The organism is Cupriavidus laharis (genome assembly GCF_914271435.1).
Taxonomy (GTDB): Bacteria; Pseudomonadota; Gammaproteobacteria; order Burkholderiales; family Burkholderiaceae; genus Cupriavidus; species Cupriavidus laharis.
Genome location: NZ_CAJZAI010000006.1, coordinates 100,019 through 114,138, shown reverse-complemented (window position 1 = coordinate 114,138; position 14,120 = coordinate 100,019). Strand labels below are relative to the sequence as shown.

General features: G+C 66.1%; 11 protein-coding genes. 8 read left to right on the top strand and 3 right to left on the bottom strand.

The window, feature by feature from the left end:
- The first annotated feature begins 3 nt into the window (after window positions 1-3).
- The 4 genes from polA to LDO29_RS14240 all read left to right on the top strand — a co-directional run bounded on the left by polA (window position 4) and on the right by LDO29_RS14240 (window position 6,362).
- Entirely contained in the window at window positions 4-2,832 is a 2,829-nt protein-coding gene (gene polA, locus LDO29_RS14255; protein WP_224080438.1) for a DNA polymerase I, read from the top strand.
- Window positions 2,833-3,048: 216 nt separating this feature from the next.
- Window positions 3,049-4,383 (top strand): NAD(P)/FAD-dependent oxidoreductase, encoded by a 1,335-nt coding sequence (locus LDO29_RS14250; protein ID WP_224080437.1) that lies wholly within the window; start codon window positions 3,049-3,051, stop codon window positions 4,381-4,383.
- A 112-nt stretch (window positions 4,384-4,495) separates the two neighbouring features.
- Window positions 4,496-5,371, top strand: coding sequence for a dienelactone hydrolase family protein (locus LDO29_RS14245; RefSeq protein ID WP_224080436.1), 876 nt, complete (start codon window positions 4,496-4,498; stop codon window positions 5,369-5,371).
- 178 nt (window positions 5,372-5,549) lie between these two features.
- The gene (locus tag LDO29_RS14240; RefSeq protein ID WP_224080621.1) at window positions 5,550-6,362 is read left to right on the top strand and encodes a ZIP family metal transporter; all 813 of its coding nucleotides are present in this window, start codon (window positions 5,550-5,552) and stop codon (window positions 6,360-6,362) included.
- 26 nt (window positions 6,363-6,388) lie between these two features.
- Here LDO29_RS14240 and LDO29_RS14235 read toward each other — a convergent pair whose 3' ends face one another.
- From LDO29_RS14235 to LDO29_RS14225, 3 genes are all read right to left on the bottom strand, one after another.
- On the bottom strand, window positions 6,389-7,252 hold the full coding sequence (locus LDO29_RS14235) for a sulfurtransferase (RefSeq protein WP_224080435.1): 864 nt from the start codon (window positions 7,250-7,252) through the stop codon (window positions 6,389-6,391).
- 33 nt (window positions 7,253-7,285) lie between these two features.
- Complete coding sequence (locus LDO29_RS14230; protein WP_224080434.1) at window positions 7,286-8,209, bottom strand: DMT family transporter; 924 nt, start codon at window positions 8,207-8,209, stop codon at window positions 7,286-7,288.
- Between the two features lie 220 nt (window positions 8,210-8,429).
- Window positions 8,430-9,533, bottom strand: coding sequence for an aromatic ring-hydroxylating oxygenase subunit alpha (locus LDO29_RS14225; protein WP_224080433.1), 1,104 nt, complete (start codon window positions 9,531-9,533; stop codon window positions 8,430-8,432).
- Between the two features lie 367 nt (window positions 9,534-9,900).
- Between LDO29_RS14225 and LDO29_RS14220 the strand changes: the two genes are divergently transcribed.
- From LDO29_RS14220 to folE2, 4 genes are all read left to right on the top strand, one after another.
- Complete coding sequence (locus tag LDO29_RS14220; RefSeq protein ID WP_224080432.1) at window positions 9,901-10,203, top strand: exodeoxyribonuclease VII small subunit; 303 nt, start codon at window positions 9,901-9,903, stop codon at window positions 10,201-10,203.
- Window positions 10,200-11,084 (top strand): polyprenyl synthetase family protein, encoded by an 885-nt coding sequence (locus LDO29_RS14215; protein ID WP_224080431.1) that lies wholly within the window; start codon window positions 10,200-10,202, stop codon window positions 11,082-11,084. The genes LDO29_RS14220 and LDO29_RS14215 overlap by 4 nt, the downstream gene beginning before the upstream one ends.
- A gap of 43 nt (window positions 11,085-11,127) precedes the next feature.
- Window positions 11,128-13,044, top strand: coding sequence for a 1-deoxy-D-xylulose-5-phosphate synthase (dxs, locus tag LDO29_RS14210; RefSeq protein ID WP_224080430.1), 1,917 nt, complete (start codon window positions 11,128-11,130; stop codon window positions 13,042-13,044).
- A gap of 235 nt (window positions 13,045-13,279) precedes the next feature.
- The gene (gene folE2 / locus LDO29_RS14205) at window positions 13,280-14,092 is read left to right on the top strand and encodes a GTP cyclohydrolase FolE2 (protein WP_224080429.1); all 813 of its coding nucleotides are present in this window, start codon (window positions 13,280-13,282) and stop codon (window positions 14,090-14,092) included.
- The last annotated feature ends 28 nt before the right edge of the window (window positions 14,093-14,120 follow it).

The window sequence follows — 14,120 nt, the reverse complement described above, 5'->3', positions numbered from 1 at the left end:
GGAATGTCGGATAGTCCAAAAACACTCTTGCTCGTCGATGGATCGAGCTATTTGTATCGCGCTTATCACGCGCTGCCGGACCTGAGGAATGGTGAGGGTCTGCCCACAGGGGCAATCTACGGCATGATCAACATGCTGCGCAAGCTGCGCAACGATTACCCGGCAGAGTATAGCGCCTGCGTGTTCGACGCCAAGGGCAAGACGTTCCGCGACGAACTGTATCCGGCCTACAAGGAGCACCGCCCGTCGATGCCGGAGGACCTGGCCCGGCAGATCGAGCCGATCCACGAAGCGGTGCGCGCGCTGGGCTGGCCGATTGTCGTGGTCGACGGTGTGGAAGCCGACGACGTGATCGGCACGCTGGCCCGGCAGGCCAGCGGGCAGGGCGTGCGCACGGTGGTCTCCACCGGCGACAAGGACCTGGCGCAGCTGGTCAATGACGACGTTACGCTGGTCAACACCATGAGCGGCGAAGTGCTCGACCCGGCCGGCGTGAACACCAAGTTCGGCGTGCCGCCCGAGCGCATTGTCGACTACCTGTCGCTGATCGGCGACGCGGTCGACAACGTTCCCGGCGTGCCCAAGGTGGGCCCCAAGACCGCCGTGAAATGGCTGGCCGAACATGGCACGCTCGACGCCATCATGGCGAACGCCGCCGGCATCAAGGGCGTGGTCGGCGAGAACCTGCGCAATACGCTGGACTGGCTGCCCAAGGCGCGCGAGCTGGTCACCGTCAAGACCGATTGCGACCTGAGCGCCGCGGTGGCGGATTTTCATTCGCTCAAGGAGGTTGGCGAGGACAAGGAAAAGCTGGTGGCCTTCTTCACGCGCTATGGCTTCAAGACCTGGCTGCGCGAACTGAGCGGCGAAAGCTTGCCCGACCCGCGCGCGCAGGCACGCGCGCGCGCCGCGGCAGTGCCCGCGCAGGGCGGGCTGTTCGACGCACCGGCAGCTACGCCGTCCGCGTCGGACGCTGATGCCGCGCCCGCGCAGGACGATACGGCGCCGACCGCAATCCGCTACGAGATGGTGACGACCGAGGCCGCACTCGAAGCGTGGATGCAGCGCATCGAAAGCGCGCCGCTGACGGCGATCGATACCGAGACCACGTCGCTCGATCCGATGCAGGCGCAGCTGGTCGGCATCTCGTTGTCCGTGGAGCCGGGCGAGGCCTGCTATATCCCGGTGGGACACCGCGGCCCGGATGTGGCTGGCATGGACAACCACGGCCAGCTGTCGCGCGAGGCAGTGCTGGCGCGCATGCGTGCATGGCTGGAAGACGAGAGCAAGCCCAAGCTCGGCCAGAACATCAAGTACGACATGCATGTGTTTGCCAACCATGGCGTGACCATGCGCGGCATCGCGCAGGACACCATGCTGGAGAGCTACGTGCTGGCCTCGCACCGCAACCACGGCATGGACAGCCTGGCGGAGCGCCTGCTGAGCCTGAAGACCATCACGTACGAGGAAGTCTGCGGCAAGGGCGCGAGCCAGATCGGCTTCGACCAGATCGACCTGGCGCGTGCAACCGAATATGCGGCCGAGGATGCCGACGTGACGCTGCGCCTGCATCGCAAGATGTTCCCGCAGGTGCAGGCCGCGCCGGGCCTGCGCCGCGTGTATGAGGAAATCGAGATCCCGGTGTCGGTGGTGCTGCAGAAGATCGAACGCAACGGCGTGCTGATCGATGCCGGGCGGCTGGCCGCACAGAGCGCCGAACTGGGCCAGCGCATGCTTGCGCTGGAGCAGGCCGCGTACGCCGCTGCGGGGCAGCCGTTCAACCTGGGCTCGCCCAAGCAGATCGGCGAGATCCTGTTCAACCAGATGAAGCTGCCGGTGGTCAAGAAGACCGCGAGCGGCGCGCCGTCGACCGACGAAGAGGTGCTGCAGAAGCTGGCCGAGGACTACCCGCTGCCCAAGCTGCTGCTGGACTACCGCGGCCTGTCCAAGCTCAAGTCCACGTACACGGACAAGCTGCCGAAGATGGTCAACCCGAACACCGGCCGCGTGCACACCAGCTACGGGCAGGCCACGGCGGTGACGGGCCGGCTGGCGTCAACGGACCCGAACCTGCAGAACATCCCCGTGCGCACGGAGGAAGGCCGGCGCATTCGCGAAGCGTTCATCGCGCCGCCGGGCAGCGTGATCGTGTCGGCCGACTATTCGCAGATCGAGCTGCGCATCATGGCCCACATATCGGGCGACGAGAACCTGCTGCGCGCGTTTGCCAATGGCGAGGACATCCACCGCGCCACCGCTTCCGAGATTTTCGGCGTGGAGCGCGAGGCCGTCAGCAGCGAGCAGCGCCGCTATGCCAAGGTGATCAACTTCGGCCTGATCTACGGCATGAGCGCGTTCGGGCTGGCCAGCAACCTGGGCATCGAGCGCGAGGCCGCCAAGCACTATATCGACCGCTATTTCATGCGCTACCCGGGCGTGGCGCACTACATGGAAGAGACGCGGCAGACAGCACGCAAACAGGGCTATGTCGAAACCGTGTTCGGCCGGCGCCTGTGGCTGCCGGACATCAACGGCGGCAGCGGCCCGCGCCGCCAGGCGGCTGAACGCGCGGCCATCAACGCGCCCATGCAGGGCACGGCTGCGGACCTGATCAAGCTGTCGATGATCGCGGTACAGGGCTGGCTGGAACGCGACCGGTTGCAGACGCGCCAGATCATGCAGGTGCACGATGAACTGGTGCTCGAAGTGCCGCAGGGTGAACTGGAGGCGGTCAAGGCCGGATTGCCCGAGCTGATGTGTTCGGTGGCGCAGTTGCGGGTGCCACTGGTTGCAGAAGTCGGCAGCGGTGCGAACTGGGAAGAAGCCCACTGAAGCCGCGTTGAGCACGCAATAAGAATACGGCCGGGGAGTACCCGGCCGTATTCCTTTGCATGCCTTTGAGGCCTTGGAAATACGACACCTGACGTATTCAATGAAGCGACCGCTGAATCGGTAATTGCCGTCTTGCCTGCGGTGTTGCGATGCAGCAAACTGGGGGCAAATGCCATTTGGCAAGCGTTTCTCAGCAATAAAAGCATCGGGTAGACCATGACCACAGGAGCAGACGGCAGGGCGCATCGCATCATCGTTGTCGGGGGCGGAGCAGGCGGACTGGAGCTGGTGACACGGCTGGGCGACAAGCTCGGCAAGAAGGGTGTCGCCGAGGTGGTGCTCGTGGACCGCTTGCCCACGCATATCTGGAAACCGCTGCTGCATGAAGTTGCCGCGGGCAGCATGGATCCCAATACGCATCAGCTCGAATATGCGGCGCAGGCGCGCTGGCACCACTTCGAGTTCCAGCAGGGCGAGCTGACCGGCATCGACCGCGCGCGCAAGACGATCTCGGTCGCGGCGTGCCTGGACCCGGACGGCGTGGAACTGCTGCCGGCGCGGGAGCTGCCGTACGACACGCTGGTGCTGGCCATCGGCTGCGTGACGCATTTCTTCGGCGTGCCCGGCGCGGCCGAGAACGCGATCGCGCTCGATACCGTCGCACAGGCCGAGCGCTTCCGCCGCCGGCTGATCGCGGCCTGCGTGCGTGCGCAGAACGGGCGCGGGCGTGTCGGCGAAGACGGCCGGCCGCGCGTGGACGTGGCCATCATCGGCGCCGGCGCGACCGGCGTGGAGCTGTCGGCTGAACTGCGCAACACCGCGCATGTGCTCAATGCCTACGGGCTGCACCAGCTCGATCCGCGCCGCGATGTGCGCATCCACGTGATCGAGGCCGGCCCGCGCATCCTGCCCGCGCTGTCCGAGCGGGTCTCGGCCGAGACCACCAAACTGCTGCGCAAGCTCGATGTCGACGTCTTCACCAGCGAGCGCGTGACCGAGGTGACGACCGAAGCGGTGCTGACCGCCAGCGGCAAGCGCATCGATGCTGACCTGACCGTGTGGGCGGCGGGCATCACGGCGCCGCCGGTGCTGGCGAAGCTGGGCCTGCCGGTCAGCCGCCAGGGCCAGATCCTGGTGGGCCCGACGCTGCAGAGCGAAGGGGACCCGGACATATTTGCCTTCGGCGATTGCGCAAGCTGCCCGTGGCCGGAAAAGCAGACCGCGGTGCCACCGCGTGCCCAGGCCGCGCACCAGCAGGCTACCTTCCTGTTCGAGGCGCTGCGCGCCCGGCTGGTCGGCAAGCCGCTGCCGGCATTCACGTTCAAGGATTTCGGCTCGCTGGTGTCGCTCGGGCATTTCAGCGCGGTGGGCAGCCTGATGGGCGGGTTGATCGGCGGCTCGATGTTTATCGAGGGACTGATGGCGCGCTTCATGTACACCTCGCTCTACCGCATGCACGTGCTGGCGCTGCACGGCGCGGTGGGTATGGGACTGGATACGGTGACGCACTGGCTGCGCAGCAAGACCAGCCCGCGCGTGAAACTGCACTGAGCGGCCCCTGCGTGAAGGCGGGTGCACGTGCCTGCATGTTTGCTTAGAATCGGCGGTTGGCGTCCCCGGCATCTGCCGGCGGGCGCCGTCCCGCAACGACCTGGAGACACGCATGCTGAAACCCGAAGTGGAGAGCCTGGTACCCGGGCAGACTTTCAATCGCCGCGGCTTCGTCAAGACTGCGCTGGGCTCGGCGTTCGCGGCGGCCGCGCTGCCGGTGATGGCGCAGGCGATCAAGACCGATTTCGCGGGCCTGACCGCCGGCGAGGTGACGATTCCGTCCGGCGGGTTTGGCATGCCGGCCTACCGCGCCATGCCGGAGGGCAAGAAGAGCCTGCCGGTGGTGCTGGTGGTGAGCGAAATCTTCGGCGTGCACGAATACATTGCGGACGTGTGCCGCCGCTTTGCCAAGCTCGGCTATCTTGCGATCGCGCCTGAGTTGTTCGCGCGCCAGGGCGACCCGCAGAGCTTCGGCACTATCCAGGAACTGCAGGCGAACATCATCTCCAAGGTTCCGGACGCACAGGTCATGGGCGATCTCGATGCCGCCGTCGCCTGGGCTGGCGCCAACGGCGGCGACCCGTCGCGGCTGGCCATTACCGGCTTTTGCTGGGGCGGGCGCATCACCTGGCTGTACGCGGCGCACAATGAGCGGCTGAAGGCAGCGGTGGCCTGGTACGGGCAACTCACCGGCGAGCCGACGCCGCTGAAGCCGAAGAACCCGCTGGACCTGGTCGGCGAACTCGACGCGCCGGTGCTTGGCCTGTATGGGGGCAAAGACACCGGCATCACCCAGGAACAGGTGGGAAAGATGAAGGCGGCACTGTCGGCGTCGTCCGATCCGGATGCCAAGGCATCCAGGCTGATCGTCTATCCGGATTCCGGTCATGCCTTCCATGCCGACTACCGCCCCAGCTACCGCGAAGCGGATGCCAGGGACGGCTGGAAGAAGTGCCTGGACTGGCTCAGGCAACACGGAGTCGCCTGACGGGTTCCGCCGGTGCCGCGGCAGGCGAGGATTGCAAAGTCAGCGCCGGAATACGTACAATGCGGCCTTCCAGTAGTTGCAACATTGTTGCGTTTGCCGTCCGCTTAGCGCCGGGCGGATCCGGCATGCCGCCGACGCGGCACGGCCGCCCCGGGAGCCCATCATCCACTCGACCCTTCTGTATATCCTGCTCGCCGCCACCATTTCCGGCGTGGGCAGCATTTTCGGCGCGGCGCTGCTGTCGCTGACAATGGCCTCGCGCGTGGTCGAGCGCATGGTCAGCTTCTCGGTCGGCGTGCTGCTGGCCACGGCCTTGCTCCACTCGTTGCCGGAGGCGTTCGAGTCCGGTGCCGATCCGCGTGCCTTGTTCGGCACGCTGCTGGCCGGCCTGCTGGGCTTCTTCCTGCTGGAAAAGATCTCGCTGCTGCGCCATTCGCACCACCACGAGGGCGATGGGCATCACCATCACCACGGCCATGACCGCGAAGAGGCCGGCCGCAGCGGCCTGACTATCTTGGTCGGCGACACCTTCCACAACTTTGCCGATGGCATCGTGATCGCGGCGGCCTTCCTGGCCGACCCGCGCATCGGCATCGTCACGGCGCTGGCCATCGCAGCCCACGAAATTCCGCAGGAAGTCGGGGATTTCATCGTGCTGCTCAACGCAGGGTTCTCGAAGGCGCGGGCCTTTGCGTTCAACCTGCTGTCGAGCGTCGCCGCCATCGCGGGCGGGCTGGTGGGGTACTTCCTGCTGGACCAGATGAGCGGCTGGATCCCCTATGTGCTGGTGATCGCGTCCAGCAGCTTCCTCTACATTGCTGTCAGCGATCTGATGCCGCAGATGCAGCGCAAGCCGCGCTGGCGCGAATCGGCCATCCAGGTGGTGCTAGTGGCCGCCGGCATCTCGGCGATCGTTTTCATCACCAACGGAGTCCATGAGCGCCATGCCCATGGACACCGCCACGCTGCGCCGGCGGTGGCCTCCGACTGAACGGTCGGACCCGATTCGGACCAGACTCAGCCGGCGGCGCCTGTCGCAACCGGGCGCGCTGGGTCGGCGCACCATTCGCTCCACGAGCCCGGGTACAGCGCGGCGCCTTCCAGGCCCGCAACTTCCAGCGCCAGCAGGTTGTGGCAGGCGGTGACGCCCGAGCCGCATTGCATCACGGCGTTTGCCGCCGCATTCCGACCCAGCACTGCCGAAAGCTCGGCACGCAGCTCGGGGGCCGGCTTGAAATGGCCTTCCGGCGTCAGGTTGTCCTTGAAGAAGCGGTTGACCGCGCCGGGGATGTGTCCGCCCACCGGGTCAAGGGTCTCGTTCTCGCCGCGGAAGCGGTCGGGCGCACGGGCATCCACGACCAGCCGTGTCGGCCGGTCCAGGTTTTCCAGCAGTGCGGCAGCGTCCACGGTGGCGACCAGCGGCTGGCCGCGCTCCAGCTTGCCCGGCGTCTCGGGGTCCGGCGTCGTGCCATGTTCCAGCGGCAGTCCGGCCTTGACCCACGCGGGCTTGCCGCCGTCGAGCACGGTGGCTGCGGCATGGCCGATCCAGCGCAGCATCCACCACAGCCGGGCGGCGTACATGCCGCCTTGAGCGTCGTAGGCGACAACTTCAGTGTCCTGGTTCACGCCGAGCGCGCGCAGGCGGGCCGTGAAGGCGTCGGGATCGGGCAGTGGATGGCGGCCGTTGCGGCCAGTCTTCGGGCCTGACAGCTCATTGTCGAGGTGCAGGTAGAAAGCGCCGGGCAGATGGCCCTGGCGGTAGGCCTCGCGGCCGGCGGCCGGGTCGGCCAGGTCAAAGCTGCAATCGATGACGACAACGTCGCGCGCGGGAGTGGCCAGCAGGGCTTGCAGCGCGGCGACGGAGATCAGCGGGTTCGGCATGGGACTCCTGTGGCAATCGTGTTCCGGAAAATGCTACACCTCCGGGTGCACTTCCGCTTCCGGCGATTTGACCGGCGTATCCGGCGTCGCCTTGTGTCCGGAATCCTGGCGTGCGCGGGCGAGCGTGGTGGCGATGCCGCTGGCCACGATCAGCCCCATGCCCAGCCATGAGATCCAGTTGAGCCGGTCTGACCAGATCAGCATGCCCCAGATGCTCGAGAACACGATGCCGGCGTACTGCAGGTTGGCGGTGAGCAGCGTATTGCCGCGCTTGTAGGCGCGCGTCATGGCCGTCTGGCCGAGCGTTGCCAGGATGCCGATGGCAGCAAGCAGGCCCACGCCGTGCCAGGTATGCGCAGTGGGGCCCGAATACAGCATCCAGACCAGGCCCACCACCAGGCCCACGGCCGAGAAGTAGAAGACGATGCGGTGCTCGGGTTCGCCGAGCTGGCCGAGTTGCCTGACCTCGACATAGGCCAGGGCCGTGAACATCCCGGAAATCAGGCCGACGAGGCCGCCGGTCAGCTGGTCTTTGCCCACCGAGGGCTGCAGCAGGAACAGCACCCCGGCGAACGACATCAGGATGGCCACGATCAGCTTGCGGTCCGCGTTACCGGCGGTGCCTGCCAGCGCTGCGCTGGCGCCCAGGATCAGCGCAATCCACACCGGCGACATGTAGTTCAGCGTCATGGCCGTGGCCAGCGGCAGCAGGGTGATGGACGTGAACCATAGCAACAGCGCGGTCACGCCGAACACGCTGCGCTTGATGTGCGTAAGCATGTGCGGCGTACGTACCGAGACGCCGGACGCTGTCATCAGTGCCCACATGATGGCCACGCCGATCACGCTGCGGTAGAAGACGATCTCGCCCGTGGTGTAGAACTTGGATGCCAGCTTGACGCCCACCCCCATCAACGAAAACGAGAAGGCGGCAAACAACATCCAGAGCGATTGCATGGCGAGGGAGGAGGCGGATCGAAATGGCGCGCGAGCAGGGCTTCATGGTGCAGCGGCCCCGCGTCGCGAATCGGGGCGGTGGGGCGCTGTGGCCCGACCGAGCAGGCATTGTAGCGTGCGTTGTGGCGCCGCCAACGCAAAACGGACCGCTTGGGCGGTCCGTTCATGCTTGCCTTGTGCGGTAATCGCCCGCGGCTCCGTGGCGTTCAGTCCGCGCCGTTCAGCCTTGGTAGGCCATGGCGCGCCGGTACCACTCGTGGAAGTGCTGCATGCCATCTTCCATCGGCGACTGGTACGGGCCGACCTCGCTGGTGCCGCGCTTGAGCAGGGCCAGGCGGCCGGCATCCATGCGTTCGGCGATCTCGTCGTCCTCGATGCAGGTCTCCATATACGCAGCGCGCTCGGCCTCGATGAATTCGCGCTCGAACAGCGTGATTTCCTCGGGGTAGTAGAACTCGACCACGTTGCGGGTCTTGCGCGGCCCCATCGGGTGCAGCGTGGAGACCACCAGCACGTTGGGGTACCACTCCACCATGATGTTGGGGTAGTACGTGAGCCAGATCGCGCCGTGCCTGGGCAGTACGCCGTTGTTGAAGCGCAGGACCTCGTCGTGCCATTTCTGGTACGTCGGGCTGCCCGGCCGCTTCAGGTCGGCGTGCAGGCCCACGGTCTGGACGCTGTGCCACTCGCCGAACTCCCACTTCAGGTCGTCGCACGAGACAAAGCTGCCCAGTCCCGGGTGGAACGGCACGACGTGGTAGTCCTCCAGGTAGACCTCGATGAAGGTCTTCCAGTTGTAGTTGCACTCGTGGACCTCGACATGGTCGAGCATGTAGCCTTCGAAGTTCAGGTCCTCGGCCACGCCCAGCCTGGCAAGGTCGGCGCGCACGTCGCGCTTGCCGTCGAACAGCAGGCCGTTCCAGTTCTGCAGGGGCGAACGCTTCAGGTGCAGGCAGGGCTGCTGGTCGAAATGCGGCGCGCCGAGCAGTTCGCCTTTCAGGTCGTAGGTCCAGCGGTGCAGCGGGCAGACGATGTTCTTCGCGTTGCCCTTGCCGTTGAGCATGATGGCCTGGCGGTGGCGGCAGACGTTGGACATGAGCTCCACGCCGGCGGCGTTGCGGACCAGCATGCGGCCCTCGTCCTCCGCCTTGAGGGTGTGGTAGTCGCCTACCTCCGGGACCATCAGTTCGTGGCCGACATAGCCCGGACCCTTCCTGAACAGCAGTTCTAGTTCTTGTTGATGCAGCGCCTCGTCGAAGTAGACATCAACGGGCAGTTGCGTATCAGCCGGCGCCAGTTTGAGCGCGGTGCTGAGATTGGACATTATCCCCACTCCCAGATAACAGGTGAAAGCAGTGAACAACCCAACCATCGAAAAATGAATCGATTTGGGAAACACTGTCGACCGGCTTTGCGGGCCTGGCAGGGCCTGCGCTGACTGCGGCGACGAGCCGGGGATTGTACCCCACCCCAAAAAGTTAAGGGCCTGATTTTTTTGCCTTTTTAGCGAAAAAGTCGACCCGGGTCGTCATCGGGGTGCCGTACCGGGCGCATTCGGAAAGACGACCCGAGCGCACAAGTCACATTCCATGCAACGGGCGGTTCCGAGTGGCGCATGCGCCAAGCACCGGGGTGGGGCGGGGGCCGGGTTTGGCGTAAAATCCGGGCTTCCCATTGTTCCAAGGCCTGAGATGCCAAAAACCACGACCGATCCGGTCCAGACCGAAGACACTGCGGCAGGCCCCACACCGCCTGCTTCGTACGAAGCGGCAATGGCCGAGCTCGAAACGCTGGTGGCCAGCATGGAAAGTGGCGAGTTGCCGCTGGAAGCCTCGCTGGCGGCATACCGCCGTGGCGCCGAGCTGGTCCGCTACTGCCAGCAGAAGCTCGAGCGGGTGGAGCAGCAGGTCAGGGTGCTCGAAGGCGACGTGCTGAAGCCCATGGCCGCAGACGCCGGAAATGCCGGAAACACCAACGGCCTGGAGCAGGAATGACCGATTTCGCAAGCTGGATGCGGGCGCAGGGCGCCCGGACCGAGGCCGCGCTGGACCAGGCGTTGCCAAATGCCGACACCGTGCCGCATACACTGCACGAGGCCATGCGTTATGCTGTGCTCGGCGGCGGCAAGCGCGTACGGCCGCTGCTGGTGCATGCCGCCGGTGAAGTGACGGGTGCGAGCGCCGAGGCCTGCGATGCCGCGGCCTGCGCGGTGGAAATGATCCACGCTTACTCGCTCGTGCACGACGACATGCCTTGCATGGACGACGACGACCTGCGCCGCGGCCGCCCGACGGTGCACAAGGCCTATGACGAGGCCACCGCACTGTTGGTGGGCGATGCGCTGCAGACCCAGGCCTTCATCTTGCTGGCCCGGGCTCAGGCGGTGCAGCCTGAGGCGCGGCTGAAGCTGGTGGCTGAGCTGGCCGTGGCATCGGGCTCGGTCGGCATGGCCGGCGGCCAGGCCATCGACCTGCAGAACGTGGGCAAGGCCATGTCGCGCGATGCGCTCGAAGCCATGCACCGCATGAAGACCGGTGCGCTGCTGCGCGCGAGCGTGCGCATGGGCGCGCTGTGTGGCGACATCGACGCGCAAGGCCTGGCGGCGCTGGACCGGTACGCGGCAGCCGTGGGATTGGCGTTCCAGGTGGTAGACGATATTCTGGACGTCACCGCAGATACCGCCACGCTTGGCAAGACCGCGGGCAAGGACGCCGCGCACGACAAGCCGACCTATGTCTCGCTGATGGGGCTGGACGCGGCGCGTGCGCTGGCTGCCGAACTGCGCCAGTCGGCGCACGACGCGCTGGCTGGCTTTGGCGCAAGGGCGGGCCGCCTGGCCGATCTGGCTGACCTGATCGTGCTGCGCTCACATTGAACTGAAAAGCCGGGCAGCAGAAACCGGCGGCCGAACGGACATCATGACCTACGCACTGCTCAAAAAGATTGACGCCCCCGCAGACCTGCGCAAGCTGGACCGGCGCGAATTGCGGACACTGGCCGATGAACTTCGCGCCTACGTGCTGGAGTCTGTCTCGCAGACTGGCGGCCACCTCTCGTCGAACCTCGGCACGGTGGAACTGACCATCGCGCTGCACTACGTTTTCCATACCCCCGACGACCGCGTCGTCTGGGACGTGGGCCACCAGAGCTATCCGCACAAGATCCTGACCGGCCGGCGCGACCGCATGAACACGCTGCGCCAGTTCGGCGGCATCTCGGGCTTCCCGCGCCGCAGCGAAAGCGAGTACGACACTTTCGGCACGGCGCATTCGTCGACCTCGATCTCGGCCGCGCTGGGCATGGCCCTGGGCGCGCGCACGCTCGGCGAGAAGCGTGTGTCGATCGCCGTGATCGGTGACGGCGCGATGACCGCGGGCATGGCCTTCGAGGCGCTGAACAATGCTGGCGTCTACAAGGACCTGCCGCTCGTGGTGGTGCTGAACGACAACGACATGTCGATCTCGCCGCCAGTGGGCGCGCTCAACAAGCACCTGGCACGGCTGCTGAGCGGCCAGTTCTACGCGGCCACCAAGAAAGGCCTCGAGAAGGTGCTGTCGGTGGCGCCGCCAGTGCTGGAATTCGCCAAGCGCTTCGAGGAACACGCCAAGGGCATGATGGTGCCGGCGACGCTGTTCGAGGAGTTCGGCTTCAACTACATCGGGCCGATCGACGGGCACGACCTCGATTCGCTGGTGCCCACGCTGCAGAACATCCGCAAGCGCGCGCTCGAAGGCGCGGGGCCGCAGTTCCTGCACGTGGTGACCAAGAAGGGCCAGGGCTACAAGCTGGCCGAGGCCGACCCGATCCTCTATCACGGCCCGGGCAAGTTCAACCCGGCCGAAGGCATCCGCCCGGCCGCCAAGCCGGCGCGCAAGACCTATACGCAGGTCTTCGGCGAATGGCTGTGCGACATGGCCGCCGCCGACAAGCGCCTGATCGGCATCACGCCGGCGATGCGCGAGGGCTCGGGCATGGTCGAGTTCGAGAAGCGCTTCCCGGATCGCTACTACGACGTCGGCATCGCGGAACAGCACGCGGTGACGTTCGCGGGCGGCATGGCCTGCGAAGGCCTGAAACCGGTCGTGGCGATCTACTCCACGTTCCTGCAGCGCGGCTATGACCAGCTGATCCATGACGTGGCGCTGCAGAACCTGCCGGTGGTATTCGCGCTGGACCGCGCGGGCCTGGTCGGCGCCGACGGTGCCACGCACGCCGGCGCCTACGACATTGCCTACCTGCGCTGCATCCCCAACATGATGGTGATGACGCCGTCCGACGAGAGCGAATGCCGTCAACTGCTGACGACGGCGTTCCGCCAGGACTGCCCGACCGCGGTACGTTACCCGCGCGGTGCTGGCCAGGGCGTGGCCACCGCGGCCGCGCTGACGGACGTGCCGGTCGGCAAGGGCGTGATGCGCCGCACCGGCGGTGCGCGTGCGGGCCAGCGCGTGGCGTTCCTGGGCTTTGGCTCCATGGTGCACCCGGCGCTCGGCGCGGCGCAGGCGCTCGACGCGTCGGTGGCCGATATGCGCTTCGTCAAGCCGCTCGACGTCGAGCTGGTCAAGCGCCTGGCCAGCGAGCATGACTATCTGGTGACGGTGGAAGAGGGCAGTGTCATGGGCGGCGCCGGCAGCGCCGTGCTTGAGGCGCTGGCCGAAGCGGGCATCGACATCCCCGTGCTGGTGCTGGGCTTGCCCGACCGCTTCATCGACCATGGCGACCCGGCCCTGCTGCTGTCGCAGTGCGGGCTCGATGCCGCCGGTATCGAGCGCTCCGTACGCGAGCGCTTCGGCATTGGCCAGGCGCCCGTAGCGGTCGCTTCGCGCGTGGCCTGACACGATACGGGTGCCTTGCATCACCCGTACGCCGTGTAGGGGTACGGAGCCGCTTCCGGCGGCTCCGTGTGAATTCCCTTAAACTTCCCGTTTTTTGTGTTCGCAGCTGCGGGTCGGCGTGAGGTTTGCCGGCGCCGTGGTTTCACACTCGTTGCGCGGCATGGATGGACTGCGAAAATGCCGCGACCGTAAGGACTTGTGCCATCCCGTGGCGCAGCCCTGGAGGAAACCGTAGATGAATGACATCAATCCCGCCTTCGTGATGCCCGACGTCCAGTCGAGCCGTGACACCCGCCAGATCCCCATCCAGCGTGTCGGTGTCAAGGGCGTGCGCTACCCGGTCTCGCTGAAGACGCCGGCTGGCGTGGTCCCGAGCGTGGGCACCTTCAACCTCGATGTGCATCTGCCTGCTGAGGTCAAGGGCACGCACATGTCGCGCTTCGTCGCGCTGCTCGAGGAAGAGCGCGCCCCGCTGGAGCTGGCAAGCTTCCGCGTGCTGCTCGACAAGATGCTCGAAAAGCTCGAAGCCGAGGCCGGCCGCATCGAGGTCACGTTCCCGTACTTCATCAGCAAGATCGCTCCCGTGTCGGGCGTGGAGTCGCTGATGGACTACGAGGTGACGCTGGCCGGCGAGATCCGCAACGGCGTGACGCGCGTGTTCCTTAAAGCGCTGGTGCCGGTGACGAGCCTGTGCCCGTGCTCGAAGAAGATCTCGCAATACGGCGCGCACAATCAGCGTTCGCACATCACCATGAACGTGGAGCTTGCCGGCGAGCTTCCGGTGGAAGCGCTGGTACGCATGGCGGAAGAAGAGGCCTCGTGCGAGCTGTGGGGCCTGCTCAAGCGGCCCGACGAGAAGTTCGTGACCGAGCGTGCCTACGAGAACCCGAAGTTCGTGGAAGACCTGGTGCGCGACATCGCCATGCGGCTCAATGCCGATGACCGCATCGTGGCTTACGTGCTCGAAGCCGAGAACTTCGAGTCGATCCACAACCACAGCGCCTATGCGGTGATCGAGCGCGACAAGCGGCTGGAACCGACGGCGTAAGCCAGTCAGGGCCCAAACGGAAAGGCCA

Bases quoted from the DNA above. Each gene is read 5' to 3' on its own strand.
- polA (WP_224080438.1), top strand. From the start codon at position 4: ATGTCGGATAGTCCAAAAACACTCTTGCTCGTCGATGGATCGAGCTAT.
- LDO29_RS14250 (WP_224080437.1), top strand. From the start codon at position 3,049: ATGACCACAGGAGCAGACGGCAGGGCGCATCGCATCATCGTTGTCGGG.
- LDO29_RS14245 (WP_224080436.1), top strand. From the start codon at position 4,496: ATGCTGAAACCCGAAGTGGAGAGCCTGGTACCCGGGCAGACTTTCAAT.
- LDO29_RS14235 (WP_224080435.1), bottom strand. From the start codon at position 7,252: ATGCCGAACCCGCTGATCTCCGTCGCCGCGCTGCAAGCCCTGCTGGCC.
- LDO29_RS14230 (WP_224080434.1), bottom strand. From the start codon at position 8,209: ATGCAATCGCTCTGGATGTTGTTTGCCGCCTTCTCGTTTTCGTTGATG.
- LDO29_RS14225 (WP_224080433.1), bottom strand. From the start codon at position 9,533: ATGTCCAATCTCAGCACCGCGCTCAAACTGGCGCCGGCTGATACGCAA.
- LDO29_RS14220 (WP_224080432.1), top strand. From the start codon at position 9,901: ATGCCAAAAACCACGACCGATCCGGTCCAGACCGAAGACACTGCGGCA.
- LDO29_RS14215 (WP_224080431.1), top strand. From the start codon at position 10,200: ATGACCGATTTCGCAAGCTGGATGCGGGCGCAGGGCGCCCGGACCGAG.
- dxs (WP_224080430.1), top strand. From the start codon at position 11,128: ATGACCTACGCACTGCTCAAAAAGATTGACGCCCCCGCAGACCTGCGC.
- folE2 (WP_224080429.1), top strand. From the start codon at position 13,280: ATGAATGACATCAATCCCGCCTTCGTGATGCCCGACGTCCAGTCGAGC.